We start from the raw sequence: 21,998 nt of genomic DNA, 5'->3' as shown, positions 1-21,998 counted from the left end.
CGTCCCGCACCGCCACAGTCTGCCGCGACGATTCTGCAAACGCGGCCCCGGCAAAATCCCCGCCCCCCGCAAGCCCTCCGCCCCCCAGCGTCAGATCGCCAGGCGGGCTAGCAGATCTCGCGCCTTCTCCGCGTTCTGTGGATCGCAGAGCACGTCGTAGCGTCCGGCCACCAGTTGCATCGTCGAACTGAAATCCCGGGTGCCGCGCGCCATGGCGTACGGAACCGCCGACGTGATCAGTCCGAAGAAAACTCCTGCGACCAAGCCGGTGACCAGAGCGCCCCACGGACTCGGGCTGAAGAAGCCGAGCACCGCCCCGATGAACAGGCCGAGCCAGGCTCCGCTGATCACGCCGCCGCCGAGCACCTTGCCCCAGGTCAACCGGCCGGTCACCCGCTCTACCTGCATGAGGTCGACACCGACGATCGTCACCTGCTGGACGGGGAACTCCTGTTCGGACAGGAAGTCGACGGCACGCTGCGCTTCGGCGTAAGTGGGGTAGGAGCCGACCGGCCAGCCCTTGGGCGGGGTCGGCAATGCGGGCACACTGCGGCGCGCCGCCGACCCACTCGCTGGCGTCTGTCCGGGCTGAAATGGGCTAGTCATCGGTACTGATTCTCCTCCTGCCTTGCATATCGTTCCATTACCACCACCACAGCGCACTATTCCGACACACTGCGGGCGACTATGCAATACACATCCCGACTGCCCGCCAGTCGCACATTTGCGCTGGCAGCGGCTGCCGCGGGCGACCGGTTCGCGGCCGTACCCGGTATCAGCCCATAGGTTAGGTTGATCACCATGACAGCTCCCGGCGGCTCCTCCGGCGAGGGCGGCGACGGCGTGCCCGCATCCCCCTGGGCCGGCGATCAGCCTCTTGACCAGCCAGTTTCCGATGCGCCATGGGCATCCCCGGCGGCTGCGCCGGTGGCGGACTATCCCGCCACCCAGGACCACCCGCTGCCCGGCTACCCGCCTCCACTGCCGTACCCGGGCGGTTACCCGTCCGACCCGGCGGTCAGCTATCCCACCTATCCGCCGTCCGGCTACCCGCCCCCGGGTTATCAGTCGTACGGCGCACCCGACGGCTTCCCGCCCTTCGGCGGCGGCACACCGTATCCGCCGCCACCACCCATGCCGGGTCCCTACGGCGCGATGCCGGGCGGCTACCCCGATGCGTATCCCGGCGGTTACTACCCGCCGACGGATTATGGCGGCTACGGCACTTTGCAGTCCGGCATGAACACGATGGCGATCATCTCGCTGGTATCGGCCATCATCGGCATCTTCTGCTGCGTTAGCTCGATCGTGGGCATCGTGTGCGGCGCGATCGGGCTCAACCAGATCAAGCAGACCCGCGAAGACGGCTATGGCCTGGCAATTGCGGGCATCGTGCTCAGTGTTGCGACCGTGCTCGTCTATTTCGTCGTCATGGCTGTCAGCGCGGGTCAGTAGGTCCCCGCGTCGCGACCCGCGGCGCCCGGGCTACATCTGTTGTGACGATCCGCCGCGCTTACAATCGTCACGGCCGCGCTTGCGATCGTCACGGCCGCGCTTGCGATCGCAAATAGCAGGCTGTTCCCGCCGCGGACGATCCCGCCCCAGGCTGCCGTACCGCGGGCCGCTGCCTACGCTCTTGAGTCATGGGTTCCGTCGACAGGGTGTACGTGGCGCGCCTGCCACGCATGATGGTGCTTGGTCCACTCGGTGAATCCTTCGGGCGGGTCCGTGATGTGGTGATCAGCATCAGCATCGTCCAGGCACAGCCCCGGGTGCTGGGGCTCGTTGTCGACCTGGCCACCCGCCGCAGCATCTTCATACCGATTCTTCGAGTCGCCGCGATCGAACCCGACGCGGTCACGCTGCGCACCGGCAACGTCTCGCTGCGCCATTTCGAACAGCGCCCCGGCGAGGTGCTGGCCATGGGTCAGGTGCTCGACACTCAGGTCCGGGTCAGCGACCCCGCCCTGCCCGAACTGTCCGGCCTCGACGTCGTGGTGGCTGACCTGGGTATCGAGCAGAACCGAACGCGGGACTGGGTGGTGACCAGGGTGGCCGTCCGCACCCAGCGGCGGCTGCGACGACGTGGCCCGGTGCACGTGGTGGATTGGCAGAACGTGCGCGGGCTGACACCGTCGGCGCTGGCCATGCCCGGTCAGGCGGTTGCTCAACTGCTGAACCAGTTCGAGGGAAGGCGGGCGGTCGATGTCGCCGACGCCATCCGCGGACTACCGACCAAGCGCCGCTACGAAGTCTTCAAGGCACTCGACGACAACCGAGTGGCCGACATTCTGCAGGAGTTGCCCGAGTTGGATCAGGCTGAGGTGCTGGCGCAGATGGGCACGGATCGCGCCGCCGACGTACTCGAGGAAATGGATCCCGACGACGCCGCCGACCTGCTCGGCGTGCTGAATCCAAGCGACGCCGAGGTTCTGCTCACCCGGATGGATCCCGATGACTCCGACCCGGTGCGACGGCTACTCAAGCACTCCCCCGACACGGCGGGCGGTTTGATGACGTCCGATCCGGTGGTGCTCACCCCGGACACCGCGGTCGCCGAGGCGCTGGCCCGGCTCCGCGATCCCGACCTGACTGCCGCGCTGGCGTCGATGGTGTTCGTTGCGCGACCACCGACAGCCACGCCAACCGGCCGCTACCTGGGCTGCGTGCATATGCAACGGCTACTACGCGAGCCGCCGTCCGAACTCCTCGGCGGAGTCGTCGACACCGATTTACTCACCCTCACCCCGGAGACCCCACTGGCTGCGGTCACTCGATACTTCGCGGCCTACAACCTGGTCTGCGGTCCGGTGGTCGACGACCAGAACCACCTGCTGGGCGCGGTGACCGTGGATGACCTACTCGATCATCTACTGCCCCACGATTGGCGCGTCGACGTGCAGCAGCAGGATCCGGCCGGCCGCCCGCCGCGTTCGGGAGGAGACCAGTGAGCAATCCAGCAACCCCGCGCCGGCTCAGCACGCCAAAAACATCGCGCCGATTCACGCCGCGGGTGAGTGCGGAGACGGTCGGGCAGTTCACCGAGTCGATCGCGCGGTTCTTCGGAACCGGCCGCTACCTGCTGTTACAGACAGTATTTGTCATCATCTGGATTGCGCTCAATCTGATCGCCGCGGAATGGCGGTGGGACCCCTACCCGTTCATCCTGCTCAACCTGGCCTTCTCCACCCAGGCGGCCTACGCGGCTCCACTGATCCTGCTGGCCCAGAACCGGCAGGAGAACCGCGACCGGGTCGCGTTGGAAGAGGACCGTCGCCGCGCATCGCAGACCAAGGCCGACACCGAGTACCTCGCGCGCGAGTTGGCGGCCCTTCGACTGGCCATCGGCGAGGTCCCGACTCGTGACTACCTGCGCCACGAACTGGAGGACCTGCGATCGCTGCTGGAGAACCTGCAGGCGGACGCTGGACCGACTCGGGTGTCGGACGCACCCAAGCGACGTGCTAAGAAAACGAGCTGAGAACCTAGTCCGCCATTGCGCATCTCGAGTGACGAGAGTTATGTATGGTGATCTAGTTCACGAAGCTAAGCAGATGTTTTTCCCGGCAACTCACAAAATCTGAGGACGGTCGCGGTGCGCATATGGGGACGCTGGGGCACTAACCCGGCTGTCACAACGGTGCGACAGCAGGCTGTCCGCGTGACGCGGACGCCTGCGTTCGGCGTCGCCATGATTTCCCCGTTGATCCTCGCCAGTGCGGTCGGCGCCGCAGCGCCGACCTTCCACGGTAAGAACGAACCGTTCCGCACCGCAATCACGCCCGTCGCCGCGGTGGGCCCGTCCCCCCGAATCGACCTGTCCGGCCCGACGGTCATCTCCATCCGGCGAGTCCCGACCAGCTTTCACGTCGCGTCGGCCACCAGCTCCGCGCCGCCGCCGCCGACCATCGTGAATACGCCTGGCGCACTGGGCATTCCGATCATGGCCCTGTCGGCGTACCGGAATGCCGAGACGAAGATGGCGGGCGCCCAACCGGCCTGCGGGGTCAGTTGGAACCTGCTCGCAGGTATCGGGCGCATCGAGTCGATGCATGCCAACGGTGGCGCTACCGACTCGCGCGGCACCGCCACCACCCCGATCTACGGCCCATCGCTGGACGGCTCACTGCCCGGCAACGAGGTCATCATCCAGAGCAACCAAGAAAATCGGGTGCAGTACGCCCGCGCCATGGGTCCGATGCAGTTCCTGCCCGGCACCTGGGCGCGTTATGCCGCCGACGGCGACGGCGACGGCATCCCCGACCCGCAGAACCTGTTCGACGCCACCCTGGCCGCCGCCCGTTACCTGTGCAGCGGTGGGCTCAACCTGCGCGACCCGCAACAGGTGTTGTCCGCGATCCTGCGTTACAACAACTCGATGTCCTACGCCCAGAACGTGCTGGGCTGGGCCGCGGCGTACGCCACCGGCGTGGTCCCGGTGGACCTGCCGCCGATCACCGGCCCACCACCCCCGATCGGCGATGCGCACCTCGAGCACCCGGAAGGGCTCGGACCGAACCTGCCGCTCAATGTCACCGGCCTTGGCGTGAACGACCCACTGGGGCAACACATGCCGCTGATCGACTTCGGGCAGCCGCAGATCGTTTCGCAGTACCCGATGGGGCAGTACCCGATGGGCCAGACACCCATGTGGCCGTGGCTGCCGCCCGCTCAGGCACCGGCGCCCGTGCCGGCCAACATTCCCGGGTGCACGCTGATCTGCATCAGCTCGCAGACCCCGGACTCGCTGCCGCCCGGGGCGCCCGTTCCCAACGGTGCACCCATCCCCAATGGCGGAATCGTCCTAGCTCCGGCTGCGCCTGCCGCGCCGCCGGTGTTCGACCCGTTCGCACCGCCCCCGGCCGCCCCGGCACCACAACCTCCGGCTGCTCCTGCAGCTCCCGGGGCGCCCGCCGGACCGGCCGCATCAGCACCCCGGGCACCCAACGGTGCGCCTGCGCCCAAGCCCGCAGGTCCGGCGCAGCCCAGCCCGCCGGCCCCCGGCGAACCGGTGCTCGCGCCGGTCAGCTGACCGTTCGGCCGGTCCACAACCCAGCGGCCTAGACTCGGCGGTGATGTCCGCAACCCGAGATGACGCTGCCAACCCACATCCGCTCGTGCGCCCGATCCGTGCCGCGCTTGCCAAAGTAATCGACCCCGAACTACGCCGTCCCATCACCGAGATCGGGATGGTCAAGAGCATCGACGTGGGCCCCGACGGGAGCGTGCACGTCGGCATCTACCTGACCACCGCCAGCTGCCCGAAGAAGTCCGAAATCAGCGAAATGGTGACGCAGGCGGTGTCCGACGTGCCCGGCACCGGGGCAGTCCAGGTCAGCCTGGACGTGATGAACGACGAGCAGCGCACCGAACTGCGCAAGCAGTTGCGCGGCGATGCTGCCGAACCCGTCATCCCGTTCGCCCAGCCGACCTCGCTGACCCGGGTATATGCCGTCGCCTCTGGCAAGGGTGGCGTCGGAAAGTCCACGGTCACCGTCAACCTGGCCGCGGCGATGGCTGCCCGCGGCTTGTCCGTCGGCGTGCTGGACGCCGACATCCACGGGCACTCCATTCCCAGGATGATGGGCACTACCGACCGTCCCACGCAGGTCGAGTCGATGATCCTGCCGCCGATCGCCCACGAGGTGAAGGTCATCTCGATCGCGCAGTTCACCCAGGACAACACGCCGGTGGTGTGGCGCGGGCCGATGCTGCACCGCGCACTGCAGCAGTTCCTCGCCGACGTGTACTGGGGCGATCTGGACGTGCTGCTGCTCGACCTGCCGCCGGGAACCGGCGACGTCGCAATCTCGCTGGCTCAACTGCTGCCGAATGCCGAGATCCTGGTGGTGACCACTCCCCAACTGGCCGCCGCCGAGGTGGCCGAACGGGCCGGCAGCATCGCGATACAGACCCGTCAACGTATCGCCGGCGTGGTGGAGAACATGTCGGGCCTCACGCTTCCGGACGGCACCACAATGCAGGTGTTCGGTGAGGGCGGTGGCGCCCAGGTCGCCGAGCGTCTGTCGCGGGCCATCGGTGTCGACGTGCCCTTGCTGGGACAGCTGCCGCTGGACCCGGCGCTGGTGACCTCCGGAGATTCGGGTGTACCCGTGGTCCTCAGCGCGCCCGACTCACCGGTGGGCAAGCAGCTGATCGCCATCGCCGACAGCTTGTCGTCGCGCCGGCGCGGTCTGGCGGGCATGTCGCTGGGGCTGGACACCACCCGCCGCGGCTAATAACGACGAGGCCGGACGCGCAGCGATGACGCCGAGGGGGGCCTACGCACAAGGGCCGGGTCGAATTCATCCACAGCCCACACACTCGACGGCTCCCGGCGCGAGAGTCTACGTCGCGTCGGTGTCGAAGGGGGTGTGGTCGGGGTGTGCCGACGGCCCCGGCGTCGTAGGGGCAGCGCCTGCCGGCTTGGCCGGGGTGGCGCCATTCTGACCGGTGCCGTTCTGGGCGGCCGGTTGGTCGAAGTTGCCGGTGAAGATCGAGTCGTCGCCATCAAGCAGATGCTTCGTCAGCGCGGCGCGCGGCGTCATGCCACGCAACTTCTGCAGCTCGCCGAGTTGCCCGCGCAGGTCGTCGAATTCGGGTCCCATGTCGTCCCGTAACTGGCTGGTCATGCCGCTCAGGTAGTCCCGCGCCTGCTTCAGAGCGCTCGTGGTCCACCGAATGGCGCCCGGCAGCCGTTCGGGCCCAAGCACCACCAGCCCGACTACGACGAGTACGAGCATCTCCCCCCAGCCGATGTTGGCAAACATCAGATCGGAGGGTGATGACCCGCTGCGCCCGGCTGCGCCGCGCTTGCAATCATCGGAGTTGGATGGTGATGACCCGCTGCGCCCGGCTGCGCCGCGCTTGCAATCATCACGGGCTCGTGTCGGCGTCGGGCTTGACGGTTAGCGTGACAGGGCGACCGTCACGGACGACCTCGATCTGGGCGTCTTGGCCGATGTTCAACTGCCGCACCGCCACGACCGCCTCGTCGGAGTCAGCGACCTTGCGATTGCCGATCTTGACGATCACGTCGTTCTCCAGGATGCCGCCCTTTTGCGCGGGACCGCCCGCCTTCACATTGGCCACCTGCGCGCCGGAGGCGATCGCGTTGCTCACCGAGCGGGTGCTGATGCCAAGTGTCGGGTGCTGGATCTTCCCGTCCTTGATCAGCGTCTGAGCGACGTTCTTCATCTCGTTGACCGGAATCGCGAAGCCGAGTCCGCTGGCGCTGTCCGACAGCGATTTACCGGCGGTGTTGATGCCGATCACCTGGGAATCCATGTCGATCAGTGGCCCACCGGAGTTGCCGTGGTTGATCGACGCGTCGGTCTGCAGGGCGTCGATGACGGTGTCGGTGTCCGAACCCTCCCCTGACAGCGGCACAGGCCGGTGCAGCGCGCTGATGATGCCGTGCGTCACGGTGCTGCGCAGGCCCAGCGGGGCGCCAGCCGCGATCACCTCATCACCCACCCGCACCTTGTCGGAGTTCCCGAGCTTGGCCACGGTCAGGTTGTTGACGTTGTCGACCTTGAGCACCGCCAGGTCGGTCTTGGGGTCGCGGCCGACCAGGCTGGCCGGTACTTCCTTGCCGTCGTTGAACACCACGGTCAACTTGAACTGGCTGGGATTGTTGGCGGCCTCGGAGATGACGTGGTTGTTGGTGACTATGTAGCCCCGACCGTCGATGATGACGCCGGAGCCCTGCATCCCCTCCTGGTCGCTCTTCGCCTCGATCGTCACGACGGAATCGGCAATCGCGGCCGCGACCTTGGTGAACCGGCCGGCCGGCTCCTCGGCGTTTCCGTTGGTCGACAACGTCACCTTGGAGGTCGTGAAGGCTTCTGCGACTTCAGCGGTCTTGCGGCCGATGACGCCACCGATTGCTCCGACCACCAGCGCTATCAACAACAGAATCGCCAGCGCGAGGTAGGAAACCTTGCCGCCGAACAGCACATCGCGCACACCGAGCTTGCCGGAGTGCCGCAGCTCGGCGTGGGTCACTTCCGCGGGCACCGCCGGGGTGCCCAGCGCGGCGGCAGCGCCTGGATCGCGCCACGGATCGTCCGGCTCGTCCGGTTGGTCACCGTTCTTCTCGCTGGCCAGCGCGACCGCGTCAACAGGGTGACGCTGCAGGGTCTCGGTGCCGCCGCCTAGGGGGCGGCTGAAAGCCTCCGCCAACACCGGGTCGGCGGGTTGTTCGTGGGGCCGGAAGTCGGTTTGATCCCGAAACTTCTGGGGTCGCACCCGGTCGGCGACGAATGACCCCTTCTGCCCGAAGGGGCGCCCGAAGGCCTGCCGCGACGCGGGGTCTACCGCGGGCCGCTGGATGGGGCGCGGCGCGAGCCGTTCGGTGTCCTGGCCGCTGTTCTTGCCTTCGTCGGAGGTCACGGTTCCTCTTCTAGATCCATTACAAGCTCGTTTTCAAGCCCATGTTGAGCCCGTCACCGGGCTTTGCGCGCAGGGAAAGGACGGCACAACCCTGAATCCACCGTCGCGTCCACCCTAGTATCCACGGATAACTGCCGGTCGGCGTGAACCCACACTCAGCGACTCGCTCGACGCATGTCAGCCGGGCTGGGACGGCGAAAACTCAAGCTAGCGACGCTTCCGCTGGTCACGAGCATCAGGGTCGGCGAAGGTGTCCGACAGCGGGGACACGTTCTCGTGCAGGTAATGCGGGATCTCCGACAGCAGCCCGAGCAGCGAGGAAGGCATGCTGATCGGATTGGAGTCGCGCAGGGCGGCACGCGCCCGACTGTGATCGTCGACCTCTGCCGCGCACTGCGAACACAACGACAGGTGGTGTGCGGCCCGCAGATGCGCGTTCATCCGCAACTCGCCGTCGACGAAGGCGGCGATGGCCTCGATGGACAGGTGCTCAGTGGATCGGAAGCGACGCGGAGCGCCGACCGGCGCGTCACTTTGCGACGCGAACTGGGCCGGGAGCCAGGAGAACGCGCGCCGAAACACATGTCCCCGGTCGGTCATCACCGACTCCCTTCGCATCGTTCGCAGCCTTGAGGAACCTTGCCTTAAAGAACCCTCAGAGTTCGAATGTAGCGCGATGCGGTGCCTGATAACCATGTTCAGCCCCTAAAACCCCAGGATTTGGGACCAGCCGGCAATCATTGGGTGGCCAAAACGACTGTTCGGCCACACCTGATGCCTAGCTGGCCGCGTGCACCGAACGGTCGTCGATGTTGCGGCCGTGTTCGGGATGGGCGGCCAGGTAGTCACGTAACGCCTGGCGGCCGCGGTGGATGCGGCTGCGCACGGTGCCGAGCTTGACGTCGAGGGTCGCCCCGATCTCCTCGTAGGAGAGACCTTCGATATCGCACAACACAACCGCGGCACGAAACTCCGGTGGCAGCGAGTCCAGAGCGGCCTGCAGGTCCGGCCCCAACCGCGAGTCGTGGTAGATCTGCTCGGGATTCGGCTCGTCGGCCGGCACCCGGTCGTAGTCCTCGGGCAACGCTTCCATGCGGATACGCGCCCGGCGCCGAACCATGTCGAGGAACAAGTTGGTGGTGATGCGGTGCAACCAGCCCTCGAAGGTGCCCGGCTGGTAGTTCTGCACGGACCGGAAAACCCGGATGAAGGTTTCCTGGGTCAGATCCTCGGCGTCGTGCTGGTTCCCGGAGAGCCGATAGGCCAACCGGTACACCCGGTCCGCGTGCTGACGGACCAACTCGTCCCACGACGGCATGGACGCCTTGTCCCCAGTCGCGTCGAAGACCGCAGTGCCCAGCAGCTTGTCTGTCGGCTCCACCCAGTCTTCTGGGACCTGCTGGGGGTGGGACATCGTGGTCGGGCTCAAAGTGGTGATGGTGAATTCCTCCGGACTTTCCTTGCCATCCAGGGTTGGCATTTCTTCACTCGGCCAAACGCGAAGTTGCCATCCCGTATTCCCGCCGTTATTCCGGCCGTCTTCACTCCACCGTGCGCCGCGTTCCATAACGCTCACCGTCGCCTATCCGAGTGTGGGTCAGATATGAGCAATCTGAGCTTTGGCTGAGAAACCATACTGTTACCTACGCTTTCCAGCGCTTATAACAGCCGCGGTGACTTGCGTCGCGGAAGGACCCCGGGCGTGTCGGCCCGAGCCGCACCGGGCGCGCCTGAACGACGCCTCCATCCGTTCGGCATACTCTGCGGTCATGGACGGCAGCAGTGACAGCGTGGCTAGCCAGGAGACCCGCAGCAGGGCCGATTCGCTGGTAGCGCACGCCGAGCAATCGATATCCGAGGATGCGATCCTGGCCAGCGTTCGCGAGCGGGCGGTGGACAGTGGGGCCGGTGCGATCACGCCTTCGGTTGGCGCACTGCTGAGCCTGTTGGCCAAGCTCAGCGGGGGTAAGGCGGTCGCCGAGGTCGGCACCGGGGTGGGCGTCAGCGGGTTGTGGTTGCTTTCGGGCATGAGCGACGACGGTGTGTTGACCACCATCGACATCGAGCCGGAGTACGTCCGGCTGGCCAGGCAGGCATTCGCCGAGGCACATGTCGGGCCGGGGCGCACCAGGCTGATCAGCGGGCGCGCCCAGGATGTGCTGACCAGGCTCGCCGACGATTCCTACGACCTGGTGTTCATCGATGCCGATCCCATCGACCAGCCGGATTACATCGTCGAAGGGGTGCGCTTGCTCCGATCCGGCGGCGTCATCGTGGTGCACCGGGCCGCGCTGGGCGGCCGTGCCGGTGACCCGTCGGCGCAGGACGCCGAGGTGACTGCGGTACGCGAGGCGGCCCGACTGATCGCCGAGGACGAGCGGCTGACGCCGGCGCTGGTGCCGCTGGGCGACGGTATTTTGGCCGCGGTCAGGGATTAGCTGTAACGCCCTTACATTCCGCTGAAGAACCCCGACTGGCCTAGGCCTGAGTTGAATCCGCCGGAGTCATACGAACCCTGGTTGCCTACGCCCGAGCTGTGCTGGCTCGAGTTGAAGAATCCGGTGTTGTAGTAGCCCGAGTTCATGAAGCCGATGTCGTGGTCACCGGAGTTGCCGAAGCCCACTTGCAGGCCGTCGTCGCCGTGGTTGAAGAAGCCGGTGTTGGTGCCGCCGGCGCTGTTGTTGAAAAAGCCGACATTGTCGCGGCCGCCACCGGTGTTGCCGATGCCCGATCCGTACCCGCCGCTGGCGGTGTTGTTGACCCCCGTATTGAAGTTGCCCGAGTTGAAGAAGCCGGAGTTGCCGGTTCCTGAGTTCCCGAAGCCGGAATTGCCGGTATTGATGCTCGTGTAGCCGAGGCCGGTATTGACGTTGCCGGCGTTGAACAGGCCAGTGTTCGTGTTGCCCGAATTGAACAGGCCCGTGTTGGTGAAGCCGGTGTTGAAGAATCCGGTGTTGCCGCCGAGGCCGGCGGTTCCGGGCCCGAAGACGGGATCGGTGCCGTTGCCTCCGGGGTTGAATGCGCCGACGTTGTTGATGCCGGTGTTGGAATAGCCGACATTCCCGAAGCCGGCGTTGAACGAACCCACGTTGTGGTTGCCGGCGTTGAAGAAGCCCACGTTATGACCGAACAAGGCGGTGCCCCCGGAGTTGAACGCACCCAGGTTGCCGTTGCCCGCGTTCGCCAGGCCCATATTGGTACTGCCGCCGTTGAACGATCCGCTGTTGAAGCTGCCTGCGTTGAACAAGCCGGTGTTGACGGCTCCGGCGTTGCCGATCCCGCTGCTGCCGAAGCCCGAATTCAGCAGTCCTGCATTGTGGATGCCGCTGTTTCCGATGCCGAAGTTGGCGCCGCCGGAGTTGAAGAAGCCCGAGTTGTCGACCCCAGAGTTGAACAGGCCGGTGTTGCCGCTGCCTGAGTTGAGTCCGCCAAAGCCGAACTGATTGTCGCCGGTCAGCCCGATGCCAACGTTGCCGTTGCCGGTGTTGGCGAGCCCGAAGTTGCTATTGCCGGTGTTGGCGAGGCCGAAGTTGAAACTTCCGTTGTTGCCGAAACCGAAGTTCCCGCCGGTGTTGTTGGCGTTGAGCCCACCGATTCCGAATTGGTTGTTGCCGGAGAGTCCGATGCCGATGTTGTTGTTGCCGACGTTTCCGATGCCGATGTTGTTGATGCCGATATTGCCGATGCCGGTGTTGTTGGTGCCGAGGTTGTCGATCCCGTAGTTGAACGCCGACGGCATCCCCCCGATGGCGCCGGCCAGGTTTCCGTTGCCGAGCCCGAAGTTGCCAGTGCCGACGTTGCCCAATCCGACGTTGAAGCCACCGATGTTGCCGAAGCCCACATTGTTTGTGGCCGACCCGGGATAGGGCGCTCCGGCGAGGCCCAGGGTGGCATTGCCGTTGCCGGCACCGATGTTGGACGAACCGAAGTTGCCAAAACCGAAGTTGTTGAAGCCGCCCGAGCCCGGCCCGCTGTTGGCGGCGCCGATGTTGAAGCTGCCAATGTTGCCGCCGCCGATGTTGAGGGTGCCGATGTTGCCGATCCCCAGGTTCAATCCTTGCACCAGCTGCTGGAACGGCGCCAACTCCGCAGCGGCCGCGGACACCCCCGAGTGGTAGCCCGCCATCGCGGTCACATCCTGGGCCCACATCTGCTCATACAACGACTCGGCGGCCGCAATCGCCGGCGCGTTGAATCCGAATAGGTTCGACCGCACCAGCGCGACGAACTGAGATCGGTTGGCCGCCACCGACTCCGGGTGCACCGTGGCGGCACGTACCGCCTCGAACACCGCGGCGACCGCGTTGGCCTGGCCGGCGGCCACCTCGGCTTGGGCCGCGGCGGTGCTCAACCACGCGGTGTACGGCGCGGCCGCTGCCAGCATCGCCGACGAAGCCGCACCCTGCCACGACGTTCCCGCCAGTGCCGAGGTGACCGAGCCGAATGAGTCCGCCGCCGAACCCAACTCGGCTGCCAACCCGCCCCAGGCCGTCGCTGCAGCGACCATCGGACCGGACCCTGCGCCGCTGAAAATCTGCGCCGACGTGATCTCAGGCGGCAACACCGAGAAGTTCATTGATCTCCCTGCAAGTGGGGCCGGCCTAGCGGTCGCCCAGCTGACGGAATGGGCGAAACCGTACCCAAATGCGTGGCATAGCGGGCCCTTTCAGCGCGCCGTCACCGATTGTTTCATACCGCCGTCCGCTGACCTATCAGGCACCGACCAACGCCCCGACCAAGTCCTCGGTGACCGCGAAGGGGAAGTGAACGGTTGCGCTGGCCACGTTGCGGACACCGTCGCGAACTGTGTTGACGATCGTCGCCGGGTCTCCGGAAAGCAGGGCCTGTCCGAAGTCGAGGGTCGCGAATTGCGGCGCGGTGATCAGGTTGCGCACGTCGACGAACAGTTTCTGCGGCAAGTTGGCCGGCGGGACAGGCGTCCCGTCGTAACTCACCATCGTCCAGCCACCTTGGGGGCTGCCTTTGACCACGACAACGCCGGTGTTCGGCAGCGAGTGGGTGAACATCAGCAAGGGGTTGGGGTTGTCGACCATCATCAGGGTCCCCGTCTCGATGGTCAGGGCACTGGAGTAGGAGACCACTGTGATGTTGCCGTCGGCCGCCAGGACGGGATTCGCCAGAGCGGTGTTGTACATCGTCTGCACCGCGTCGTTGAAGCCGTTGGCGAAGAATACGCCGAACGGGGTCGTGGACCCGGGCGTCAGCATCGGGAAAGCCGGGAAGCCGAGCGTCCACGTGAACGGTCCGACGATGTAGAGCAGCCCAGCGGGGATCTGCCCCAAGCCTTCGAAGAGGCCGGCATTGATCTCGTTGAGCCCGGCCAACACCTGCGGGGTCGGCATGCCCGGGTACGCCGCCAACGCGGCAGCGGTCTGCTGCGTCCTGATCAGTTGCGAGTCGAAGATGCCGGCGTAAGGCCCTTGCGGTGCCAAGATGGCGGCGATGTTGGCCGCCTGTTGCTGGCCAAGTGCAGTGAGCGGAGGTCCGGGTACCGCCGTGTCGAGCAGGTTCGCGACATTGCCCGGCGTCTGCCCGTGTCGCACGAAGTCGATGACGATCGTCTGCCCACCGCCGGTCGGGGTGGTCGGACCACCCTGGCCCACGAACAACCCACCGAAACCTTGTGCGCCTGCTGCCCCATTGGTGATGCCCGCGCCGCCAACTCCGCCCAGGCCACCGTTGCCGAGCAGCAAAGCCTGTCCCCCGACACCGCCTGCGCCACCGGTCCCGGCCACGAGCGCGCCACCCGCGCCACCCAGTCCGCCGTTGCCCATCAGCAGACCGCCGACGCCGCCAGTTCCTCCCGCGCCGCCGGCAAAGCCGGTGCCGCCGATGCCACCGTTACCGATGAACCCGGCAACTCCGCCGGCGCCGCCGGCCAGGGGCAGTACGCCACCAGTCGGGCTGTAACCGGCACCGCCGTCGCCGAAGAGAATGCCGCCCGCACCTCCGGTCGGGGACGCCGCCGTTCCGGGGGCACCGTTGCCGATCAGGGCGCGTCCGAACAACAACTCGGTCGGAGCGTTGATGATCGGATCGAGTGTCTGGCCGATCGGACTGGCGATCCACGATTGTCCCGCCGAATAGACCGGACGATAGACGATGGCCTGAAAACCTTCGGCGACAACAGCATTCAGCGCGGTCAGCGGAGCGCCGAGCGCGCCGCCGCCCAGGAGTGTGCTCTCCAATGCCGATGCGGCAGACGCCTCGGCACCGGCGTACGAGACTGCCGACGCCTGCAGAGCGCCGACAAAATCCTGGTGGTAGACCGCCGCCTGCGCCGCCGCGGCCTGGTACTCCTTGGCGTGCGTACCGAACAACGTTGCAATGGCCGCGGACACTTCATCTGCGGCTGCCGTCGCGACATTCGTCGTCGGTATGGCCGCGGCCAGGTTGCCGGCGCCTAGCGCTGAACCGATTTGCGCCGCGTCAGCCGTTGCCGTCTCGAACGCGTCCAACACCGCCAGAACAAATGACATCGCCTACTCCACATTGAGTTAGTCAGCCGAGCTAATTGATTCGCGCCATCATGGCACCCCGCCGCTGGAAAAGGGCTGAAATTCGACGAAATGTCGCGGCTCTTCTACGCGGGCTCACCCGCAGCCTTGACGACGGCTGAACGAGTGTTTAGTGTTTTAAACATGCGTTCAGCCGACCTCACCGCGACCGCCCGTATCCGGGATGCGGCCATCGCGCAGTTCGGTGAGCACGGCTTCGGCGTCGGGCTGCGCACCATCGCCGACGCGGCAGGGGTGAGCGCGGCCTTGGTCATTCACCACTTCGGCTCCAAGGACGGCCTGCGCAAGGCGTGCGACGAATACGTCGCCGAGGAAATCCGCAGCCAAAAGTCCGAAACCATCCAATCCAATGACCCGGCAACCTGGTTGGGTGCGATGGCCGAAATCGAGGCGTACGCGCCATTGATGGCGTATCTGGTGCGCAGCATGCAGTCCGGTGGCGAGTTGGCGACGATGTTGTGGCAGCAGATGATCGACAACGCCGAGGACTACATGCAGGAAGGCGTGCGGGCCGGCACCATCAGGCCCAGCCGCGACCCGCATGCCCGGGCCAGATATCTGGCCATCACCGGCGGTGGCGGTCTCTTGCTCTACATACAAATGCACGAAACCCCCACGGATCTGCGCGCAGTGTTGCGCGACTACGCGCGTGACATGGTGCTGCCCGCCCTCGAGGTCTATTCCGAGGGCCTGCTGACCGATCGCACCATGTACGACGCGTTTCTTGCCCGAGAAGACCAAGGAGGGTCTCATGGCAGCTAACCAACAGGTGCCCATCGATATTCGTGGGCTTACCAAGAACTTCGGCTCCGTCCGAGCGCTCGACGGCCTCGACCTCACGGTGCACGAAGGCGAAGTACACGGCTTCCTCGGCCCCAACGGCGCCGGCAAGTCGACGACGATCCGCATCTTGTTGGGTGTGGCCAAAGCAGACGGCGGCACCGTCCGCCTGCTGGGCGGCGACCCATGGACCGACTCGGTCCAGCTGCATCGCCAAATCGCCTATGTACCAGGTGATGTCACACTATGGCCGACGCTCACCGGTGGTGAGACCATCGACCTGCTGGCCCGGATGCGGGGCGGCATCGACGAAGGACTGCGGGCCCAGCTGATCGAACGCTTCGAGTTCGACCCGACCAAGAAGGTGCGGGCCTACTCCAAAGGCAATCGCCAGAAAGTGTCGCTGATTTCCGCGTTCTCCTCTCGGGCCAGGCTGTTGCTGCTCGACGAGCCAACGAGTGGGCTGGACCCATTGATGGAGAACATCTTTCAGCAATGTGTTATCGAAGCACGCGACCGCGGCACGACCGTTTTGCTATCCAGCCACATCCTGGCCGAAACCGAAGCGCTGTGCGAGCGGGTGACCATCATCGCGGCCGGGCGGACCGTCGAGAGCGGTTCGCTGGAATCCATGCGGCATCTCAGCCGAACCTCGATCAAGGCCGAAATGATCAATGACCCAGGCGATCTCACTCGTATCAAAGGTGTGGCCGACGTCAGCTTCAAGGGCCGCACGCTGAGCGCGCAGGTCGAAAGCGAGAGCCTGGGCGAACTGATCCGGGTACTCGGCGACGCGGGCGTGCGCAGCCTGACCAGCCAGCCGCCCACGCTCGAAGAGCTGTTCATGCGGCACTACAGCACCAACAGCGCGTCCCGGGAGGTGCCGGCACGATGAGCACCGCAGTCCTGGACCGGCCCGCGCAACATCATGGGCCACAAGGTAGTTCCAACTTTGCCGGTACCCTCGGGCTGTTGCGGCTGTATCTGCGCCGCGATCGGATCGTGCTGCCGCTGTGGGTGTTACTACTCTCGGTTCCGTTGGCCAGTGTGTACATCGCCAGCATCGAGAAGGTTTACCCCACCGCAGCCAATCGCACTGAGTTCGCCGCCTCGATCATGGCCAGCCCTGCCCAGCGCGCCATCTACGGCCAGGTTTACAACGACAGCCTCGGCGCGGTCGGCATCTGGAAAGCCGGCATGTTCCATCTACTCATTGGAGTTGCGGTGATTCTCACCGTGATTCGCCACACCCGTGCCGACGAAGAGACAGGCCGGGCCGAGTTGATCGACTCGACTGCCGTCGGCCGTCATGCCAGCCTCACCGCCGCGCTGCTGTTGTCCCTTGGGGCAGCACTGGCCACCGGTGTGATCGGCGCGGCCGGGCTGCTCACCACCGACGTCGCACCAGGTGGCTCACTGGCTTTCGGCGCAGCGCTGACGGCCTCCGGGTTCGTCTTCACCGCGGTCGCCGCGGTGGCCGCGCAGCTGTCGCCGAGCGCCCGAGTCGCCCGTGGCATTGCCTTCGGTGTTCTGGGCGCGGCCTTCACGTTGCGGGCGATCGGCGACGCCGGATCCGATGCGCTGTCCTGGTTCTCCCCCTTGGGGTGGTCGCTGCAGGTCAGGCCCTACGCCGGCGACCACTGGTGGGTGCTGCTGCTACACCTGGTGACTACCGCGGTGCTGATCGGGGTGGCCTATCGGCTACTGGCGGGACGAGACGTGGGTGCCGGACTGATCGCTGAACGTCCCGGCCCCAGCACCGCCGCGCCCGCGCTGGGCAACGTCTTCGGGCTGGCCTGGCGGCTGGGCCGCGGCTCGCTGTTGGTCTGGACGGTCGGGCTGAGCTTGTACGGCCTGTTGATCGGCAGCGTGGTGCACAACATCGGCGACGAGTTGGGCGCTGGCGGTAGGGCGCAGGAGATCGTCGCGCGCCTGGGCGGTACCGGCGAGCTCGAGCAGGCGTTCATCGCGGTTGCTTTCAGCATGCTGGGCATGGTCGCGGCGGCGTTTGCCGTATCGCTGACATTGCGGCTGCACCAGGAGGAGGCCGGCCAGCGCGCCGAAACCCTGTTGGCCGGCGCGGCATCCCGGATTCGCTGGATGGCAAGCCATTTGGTGATGGCACTCGCCGGATCGGCGGTGGCGATCCTGATCGCCGGTATCGCTGCCGGGCTCACCTACGGAGTGGCCGCCGGCGACGTCGCGGGAAAGATGCCCGGAGTCGTCGGCGCGGCGGCAGTGCAGCTGCCCGCGGTATGGCTGCTGTCGGCGGTGACTGTCGGATTATTCGGATTGGCAACACGATTCACGCCGCTGGCCTGGGGCGTATTGGTCGGATTCATCGCGCTGTATCTGCTGGGATCATTGTCCGGATCACCGCAATGGCTGCTCGATCTGGAACCGTTCACGCACATACCGCGGGTCGGCGGCGACTTCAGCCCAGTGCCGGTGCTCTGGCTGCTGGCGATCGACGCGGCGCTGATCATGTTGGGCGCGGCAGCCTTTCAGCGAAGGGATCTGCGATCATGAAAACGGTTGTGCAAGCACTCTTCTCGGGAATGCTCGGACTGGCCATCTTCGGGTTCGTGCTGTTCTACCCGGCGGGCACGTTCCACTACTGGCAGGCATGGGTTTTCATCGCCGCGTTCACCGTCGCAACGATCGTGCCCACCCTGTATTTGAAACGCACTGATCCGGCCGCGCTGGAGCGACGCATGCACGCCGGCCCCAAGGCGGAACCCCGGACCGTACAGCAGTTCATCATCGTCGCCGCGTTCTTGTCGGTGTTCGCGATGATGGCCGTGAGCGCTTTAGATCATCGCTTCGGATGGTCGTCCGTGCCGACGGCGCTGGTGCTGATCGGCGACGTGCTGGTGGCCGCCGGACTCGCCATGGCGATGTTCGTGGTCACGCAGAACAGCTACGCCGCCGCGAACGTGACGGTGGAGGCGGGCCAAAAGGTGGTATCCAGCGGCCTCTACGGCGTTGTGCGGCACCCGATGTACGTCGGAAACCTGATCCTGATGTTGGGGACACCGCTGGCGCTGGGTTCCTACTGGGGGCTCGTCGTCATCGTTCCCGGCCTGCTGGTGCTGGTCTTCCGCATCCTCGACGAGGAGAAGGCACTCGTAGCCGGACTTACCGGCTACCGCGACTACACGCAGCAGGTGCACTACCGACTTGTGCCCTACATCTGGTAGCTCCAAGGAACATTATTTAAGGTATCGGCGTGGCGCGAGACCCGGCACCTGCCCTGGATCGACCGTGGCGCCGTCCCGGCGCTATGCGGTACGCGCTGGACCGCCTCCGCATGGTGGCCAGGCCGCCCGTCACGGTGACCGATCCGCCGTCCGATCTGCACATCGAACGCGACGTCGAAGTGCCGACCCGGGACGGAACGATCCTGCGCATCAACGTCTTCCGGCGGCCAGACCAGGCGGCCGCGCCGGTGGTCCTCAGCATTCATCCGTATGCCAAGGACGACCTGCCCAAACGGCGGCGCAAAAAGTGGACCTCTTCCAAGCAGTACCGGGTGATACGACAGCCGACACCGATCGAATTTTCAGCCCTGACCGGTTGGGAGGCCCCGGATCCTGCCTGGTGGACCGGGCACGGTTTCGTCGTGGTCAACGCCGACAGTCGCGGCTGCGGCCGCTCCGACGGCACCGGAAAACTGTTGTCGCGTCAGGAAGCCGAAGACACCTACGACCTGGTGCAGTGGCTGGCCCAGCAGCCTTTCAGCGACGGTCGCGTCGTCATGCTGGGGGTGTCTTACCTGGCCATCTCCCAGTACGCGGTGGCCGCCCTGCAACCGCCGGCGCTGCGGGCGATCTGTCCATGGGAAGGCTTCACCGACGCCTACCGCGACCTGACCTTTCCGGGCGGAATTCGCGAGTCGGGGTTCACCGGGTTGTGGTCACGGCTGTTGCGGCGTGGCACCCGCCAGGAGTACGACCTACACCAGATGCAGGACATCCACCCGTTGCGAGACGACTTCTGGCGCTCGCTGGTACCCGACCTGTCGGCGATCACCGTGCCGATGTTGGTGTGCGGCAGTTTCTCTGACAACAACCTGCACAGCCGCGGCTCGATGCGGGCATTCACGCAGGGCGGTTCCCGCCATGCGCGGCTCTACACCCACCGGGGCGGCAAGTGGTCGACGTTCTACTCCGAGAACGCACTTGCCGAACAGTTGAAGTTCTTCCGGAGTGCGCTGGATGGGGCAACGGCGACGCGCAGTGTGCGCCTCGAGGTACGCGAGGACCGCAACACGGTCGTCGCGGTGCGCGAAGAGGACGAATGGCCGTTGGCCCGCACGCGTTGGCGGCCGATGTATCTCGCCGGGGCTGGGGTACTGGCCCCCGATCCACCCAGGGCGGCGGGCAGCGTCACTTTCGAAACTCACTCGCGCGCGGCGGCATTCAGCTGGACGGTGTCAGAGGACATCGAACTCACCGGCCCGATGGCAGCCCGGCTCTGGGTTCAGCTGGATGGCTGCGACGACGCGAATATGTTTGTCGGCGTGGAGAAGTGGCGTGACGGCTGCTACGTCGCATTCGAAGGCACATACGGTTACGGCCGCGACCGGGTAGCCACTGGTTGGCAACGTGTGTCGCTGCGCACGCTGGACCGCGAGCTTTCCCGGCCGTCGGAGCCGGTCCCGGCCTGCGACCGGCCGGCGCCGGTGCCCGCGGGCGGGGTGATCGCGGTCGATGTGGCGCTCGGCCCGTCGGCGACCCTCTTCCGAGCCGGCGAGCAATTGCGGTTGGTGGTCGCCGGGCGATGGCTGTCGCCGCGCAATCCGCTCACGGGCCAATTTCCCGCGGCCTACCCGAACCCGCCGCGCGGTCTGGTGACGCTGCGGTGGGGCCCCCGGTATGACGCGCACCTTCTGATCCCGGAGATCCCCCGCTAGCCGCTAGATCCAGACGCCCTTGCCCACCGCGACCACGCCGCCGGCGCTGATCGCGAAGCGCTCCCGGTCGCGTTCGAGGTCCACGCCCACCATCTCACCGGGCCCGACCACGACGTTCTTGTCCAAGACCGCGTGGCGCACTACTGCGCCGCGACCGACCCGCACACCCGGCATGATCACGCTGCCTTCGACGATCGCCCCGTCCTCGACCACGACGTTCGACGACACCACCGAATTGCGCACCGACGCGGCCGAGATGATGCTGCCTGCGCCCACCACGGACTCCTGAGCCGATCCACCGTTGACGAATTTGGCCGGCGCCAGGTTCTCCGACGCGCCGCGGATCGGCCAGCGCTTGTTGTACAGGTTGAACACCGGATGTACCGAGACCAGGTCCATATGTGCGTCGTAGAACGCGTCCAGCGTCCCGACGTCGCGCCAATAGGCCCGGTCACGGTCGGTGGCTCCCGGGACTTCGTTGTCGTTGAAGTCGTAGACCGCGGCCTGCCCGTCGGCGACCAGACGGGGAATGATGTCGCCGCCCATGTCGTGGTCGGAATGGTCGTCGTCGGCGTCGGCGCGGATCGCGTCGATCAACACCTTGGTGGTGAAGATGTAGTTGCCCATCGACGCAAACGTGGTGTCTGGGTCGCCGGGGACGCTCGGCGGCTCGAGCGGCTTCTCGACGAAGCTGCGGATCCGGCCCGACTCGTCGGAGTCGATGCAGCCGAAGGCGCTCGCCTCGGACCGCGGCACCCGGATGCCCGCCACCGTGGCGCCGGCCCCACTGTCGATGTGGAACTGCACCATCTGCTCGGGATCCATCCGATAGACGTGGTCGGCGCCGAAAACCACGATGTAGTCCGGGTCATCGTCGTGGATCAGATTCAGCGACTGGTAGATCGCATCGGCGGAGCCGGTGTACCAGCGCGGCCCGAGGCGCTGCTGGGCCGGTACCGGGGTGATGTACTCGCCCGCCAAACCCGACAACCGCCAGTTCTGCGAGATGTGGCGGTCCAGCGAGTGCGACTTGTACTGGGTGAGAACACAGATCCTCAGATAGCGAGCGTTGACCAGGTTCGAGAGCACGAAATCGATCAGTCGGTACGCGCCGCCGAAGGGCACCGCCGGCTTTGCGCGATCGGCCGTCAGAGGATAGAGGCGCTTGCCCTCACCGCCGGCCAGGACGATGCCCAGCACCTGTGGGGTTACCCGCATGGGTCAAACCTATCGGCAGGCGCGCAGGGCTGCCACCGGTAGCCCCCCGATTGGGGGTGGACGCAATCGGCTGTGGGAAGACATTAGCCCCAATGTGTCCGACACCTCAACAGCCCGACATGCGGGCCGCATCCTCGTCGAACTACGGTGCG

Annotated in this window: 19 protein-coding genes; 11 read left to right on the top strand and 8 right to left on the bottom strand. The window is 66.1% G+C overall.

Translation table 11 applies throughout. The features are described from left to right. Positions 1-90: 90 nt before the first annotated feature. Positions 91-606 (bottom strand): YflT domain-containing protein, encoded by a 516-nt coding sequence (locus ACZY1I_RS27630; protein ID WP_463760067.1) that lies wholly within the window; start codon positions 604-606, stop codon positions 91-93. Positions 607-801: 195 nt separating this feature from the next. On the opposite strand from ACZY1I_RS27630, the gene ACZY1I_RS27625 reads away from it, so the two are divergent. From ACZY1I_RS27625 to ACZY1I_RS27605, 5 genes are all read left to right on the top strand, one after another. Further along, on the top strand, positions 802-1,455 hold the full coding sequence (locus ACZY1I_RS27625) for a DUF4190 domain-containing protein (protein WP_463760065.1): 654 nt from the start codon (positions 802-804) through the stop codon (positions 1,453-1,455). A 188-nt stretch (positions 1,456-1,643) separates the two neighbouring features. Beyond that, on the top strand, positions 1,644-2,951 hold the full coding sequence (locus tag ACZY1I_RS27620) for a magnesium transporter MgtE N-terminal domain-containing protein (RefSeq protein WP_463760061.1): 1,308 nt from the start codon (positions 1,644-1,646) through the stop codon (positions 2,949-2,951). Next, the gene (locus tag ACZY1I_RS27615; RefSeq protein ID WP_463760057.1) at positions 2,948-3,481 is read left to right on the top strand and encodes a DUF1003 domain-containing protein; all 534 of its coding nucleotides are present in this window, start codon (positions 2,948-2,950) and stop codon (positions 3,479-3,481) included. The genes ACZY1I_RS27620 and ACZY1I_RS27615 overlap by 4 nt, the downstream gene beginning before the upstream one ends. Positions 3,482-3,595: 114 nt before the next feature. Next, entirely contained in the window at positions 3,596-5,032 is a 1,437-nt protein-coding gene (locus tag ACZY1I_RS27610) for a lytic transglycosylase domain-containing protein (RefSeq protein ID WP_463760055.1), read from the top strand. A gap of 43 nt (positions 5,033-5,075) precedes the next feature. Further along, complete coding sequence (locus ACZY1I_RS27605; RefSeq protein ID WP_463760051.1) at positions 5,076-6,239, top strand: Mrp/NBP35 family ATP-binding protein; 1,164 nt, start codon at positions 5,076-5,078, stop codon at positions 6,237-6,239. A gap of 108 nt (positions 6,240-6,347) precedes the next feature. On the opposite strand, the gene tatB is transcribed toward ACZY1I_RS27605, so the two are convergent. From tatB to sigE, 4 genes are all read right to left on the bottom strand, one after another. Next, positions 6,348-6,770 carry a Sec-independent protein translocase protein TatB gene (tatB, locus tag ACZY1I_RS27600; protein WP_463760048.1) on the bottom strand — a complete coding sequence of 141 codons (423 nt, stop codon included), beginning with the start codon at positions 6,768-6,770 and terminating at the stop codon, positions 6,348-6,350. A 106-nt stretch (positions 6,771-6,876) separates the two neighbouring features. Beyond that, positions 6,877-8,394: a serine protease HtrA gene (gene htrA / locus ACZY1I_RS27595; protein WP_463760044.1), complete on the bottom strand. Its 1,518-nt coding sequence runs from the start codon at positions 8,392-8,394 to the stop codon at positions 6,877-6,879. 207 nt (positions 8,395-8,601) lie between these two features. After that, positions 8,602-8,994: an anti-sigma E factor RseA gene (gene rseA / locus ACZY1I_RS27590; protein ID WP_463760041.1), complete on the bottom strand. Its 393-nt coding sequence runs from the start codon at positions 8,992-8,994 to the stop codon at positions 8,602-8,604. Between the two features lie 178 nt (positions 8,995-9,172). Continuing rightward, complete coding sequence (gene sigE / locus ACZY1I_RS27585; RefSeq protein WP_463760038.1) at positions 9,173-9,961, bottom strand: RNA polymerase sigma factor SigE; 789 nt, start codon at positions 9,959-9,961, stop codon at positions 9,173-9,175. A 202-nt stretch (positions 9,962-10,163) separates the two neighbouring features. Here sigE and ACZY1I_RS27580 point away from each other — a divergent pair, with 202 nt between their 5' ends. After that, a complete protein-coding gene (locus ACZY1I_RS27580) occupies positions 10,164-10,832 on the top strand; it encodes an O-methyltransferase (RefSeq protein WP_463760036.1) in 669 nt (222 codons plus the stop codon). Between the two features lie 11 nt (positions 10,833-10,843). On the opposite strand, the gene ACZY1I_RS27575 is transcribed toward ACZY1I_RS27580, so the two are convergent. Together ACZY1I_RS27575 and ACZY1I_RS27570 are read right to left on the bottom strand one after the other, a co-directional pair. Next, a complete protein-coding gene (locus tag ACZY1I_RS27575) occupies positions 10,844-12,970 on the bottom strand; it encodes a PPE domain-containing protein (protein WP_463760033.1) in 2,127 nt (708 codons plus the stop codon). A 136-nt stretch (positions 12,971-13,106) separates the two neighbouring features. Next, a complete protein-coding gene (locus ACZY1I_RS27570; protein WP_463760030.1) occupies positions 13,107-14,894 on the bottom strand; it encodes a PE domain-containing protein in 1,788 nt (595 codons plus the stop codon). 162 nt (positions 14,895-15,056) lie between these two features. Between ACZY1I_RS27570 and ACZY1I_RS27565 the strand changes: the two genes are divergently transcribed. From ACZY1I_RS27565 to ACZY1I_RS27545, 5 genes are read left to right on the top strand one after another with little or no spacing between them, the layout of a single operon-like run. After that, a complete protein-coding gene (locus ACZY1I_RS27565; protein WP_463760028.1) occupies positions 15,057-15,695 on the top strand; it encodes a TetR/AcrR family transcriptional regulator in 639 nt (212 codons plus the stop codon). Then, the gene (locus ACZY1I_RS27560) at positions 15,685-16,608 is read left to right on the top strand and encodes an ABC transporter ATP-binding protein (protein WP_463760026.1); all 924 of its coding nucleotides are present in this window, start codon (positions 15,685-15,687) and stop codon (positions 16,606-16,608) included. Before ACZY1I_RS27565 ends, ACZY1I_RS27560 begins: the two co-directional genes overlap by 11 nt. Next, a complete protein-coding gene (locus tag ACZY1I_RS27555) occupies positions 16,605-18,242 on the top strand; it encodes an ABC transporter permease (RefSeq protein WP_463760024.1) in 1,638 nt (545 codons plus the stop codon). Before ACZY1I_RS27560 ends, ACZY1I_RS27555 begins: the two co-directional genes overlap by 4 nt. Before the next feature lie 29 nt (positions 18,243-18,271). Next, on the top strand, positions 18,272-18,913 hold the full coding sequence (locus tag ACZY1I_RS27550) for a methyltransferase family protein (protein ID WP_463760382.1): 642 nt from the start codon (positions 18,272-18,274) through the stop codon (positions 18,911-18,913). Positions 18,914-18,942: 29 nt separating this feature from the next. Continuing rightward, on the top strand, positions 18,943-20,628 hold the full coding sequence (locus ACZY1I_RS27545) for a CocE/NonD family hydrolase (RefSeq protein WP_463760020.1): 1,686 nt from the start codon (positions 18,943-18,945) through the stop codon (positions 20,626-20,628). Positions 20,629-20,631: 3 nt separating this feature from the next. Here the strand turns inward: ACZY1I_RS27545 and glgC are convergent, their stop codons facing one another. Then, positions 20,632-21,846, bottom strand: coding sequence for a glucose-1-phosphate adenylyltransferase (gene glgC, locus ACZY1I_RS27540; RefSeq protein ID WP_463760016.1), 1,215 nt, complete (start codon positions 21,844-21,846; stop codon positions 20,632-20,634). Positions 21,847-21,998 lie beyond the last annotated feature (152 nt).

Source organism: Mycobacterium sp. IDUB_37, from assembly GCF_055419245.1.
This window is presented reverse-complemented; position numbering and strand designations above follow the sequence as displayed.

What these genes read in the sequence shown, in the direction of transcription:
- ACZY1I_RS27575 (WP_463760033.1), bottom strand. Translation starts at nt 12,970, where the DNA reads ATGAACTTCTCGGTGTTGCCGCCTGAGATCACGTCGGCGCAGATTTTC.
- ACZY1I_RS27580 (WP_463760036.1), top strand. Translation starts at nt 10,164, where the DNA reads ATGGACGGCAGCAGTGACAGCGTGGCTAGCCAGGAGACCCGCAGCAGG.
- tatB (WP_463760048.1), bottom strand. Translation starts at nt 6,770, where the DNA reads ATGTTTGCCAACATCGGCTGGGGGGAGATGCTCGTACTCGTCGTAGTC.
- ACZY1I_RS27570 (WP_463760030.1), bottom strand. Translation starts at nt 14,894, where the DNA reads ATGTCATTTGTTCTGGCGGTGTTGGACGCGTTCGAGACGGCAACGGCT.
- sigE (WP_463760038.1), bottom strand. Translation starts at nt 9,961, where the DNA reads ATGGAACGCGGCGCACGGTGGAGTGAAGACGGCCGGAATAACGGCGGG.
- ACZY1I_RS27630 (WP_463760067.1), bottom strand. Translation starts at nt 606, where the DNA reads ATGACTAGCCCATTTCAGCCCGGACAGACGCCAGCGAGTGGGTCGGCG.
- ACZY1I_RS27605 (WP_463760051.1), top strand. Translation starts at nt 5,076, where the DNA reads ATGTCCGCAACCCGAGATGACGCTGCCAACCCACATCCGCTCGTGCGC.
- ACZY1I_RS27550 (WP_463760382.1), top strand. Translation starts at nt 18,272, where the DNA reads ATGCTCGGACTGGCCATCTTCGGGTTCGTGCTGTTCTACCCGGCGGGC.
- ACZY1I_RS27565 (WP_463760028.1), top strand. Translation starts at nt 15,057, where the DNA reads ATGCGTTCAGCCGACCTCACCGCGACCGCCCGTATCCGGGATGCGGCC.
- ACZY1I_RS27620 (WP_463760061.1), top strand. Translation starts at nt 1,644, where the DNA reads ATGGGTTCCGTCGACAGGGTGTACGTGGCGCGCCTGCCACGCATGATG.
- glgC (WP_463760016.1), bottom strand. Translation starts at nt 21,846, where the DNA reads ATGCGGGTAACCCCACAGGTGCTGGGCATCGTCCTGGCCGGCGGTGAG.
- ACZY1I_RS27625 (WP_463760065.1), top strand. Translation starts at nt 802, where the DNA reads ATGACAGCTCCCGGCGGCTCCTCCGGCGAGGGCGGCGACGGCGTGCCC.
- ACZY1I_RS27555 (WP_463760024.1), top strand. Translation starts at nt 16,605, where the DNA reads ATGAGCACCGCAGTCCTGGACCGGCCCGCGCAACATCATGGGCCACAA.
- ACZY1I_RS27560 (WP_463760026.1), top strand. Translation starts at nt 15,685, where the DNA reads ATGGCAGCTAACCAACAGGTGCCCATCGATATTCGTGGGCTTACCAAG.
- rseA (WP_463760041.1), bottom strand. Translation starts at nt 8,994, where the DNA reads ATGACCGACCGGGGACATGTGTTTCGGCGCGCGTTCTCCTGGCTCCCG.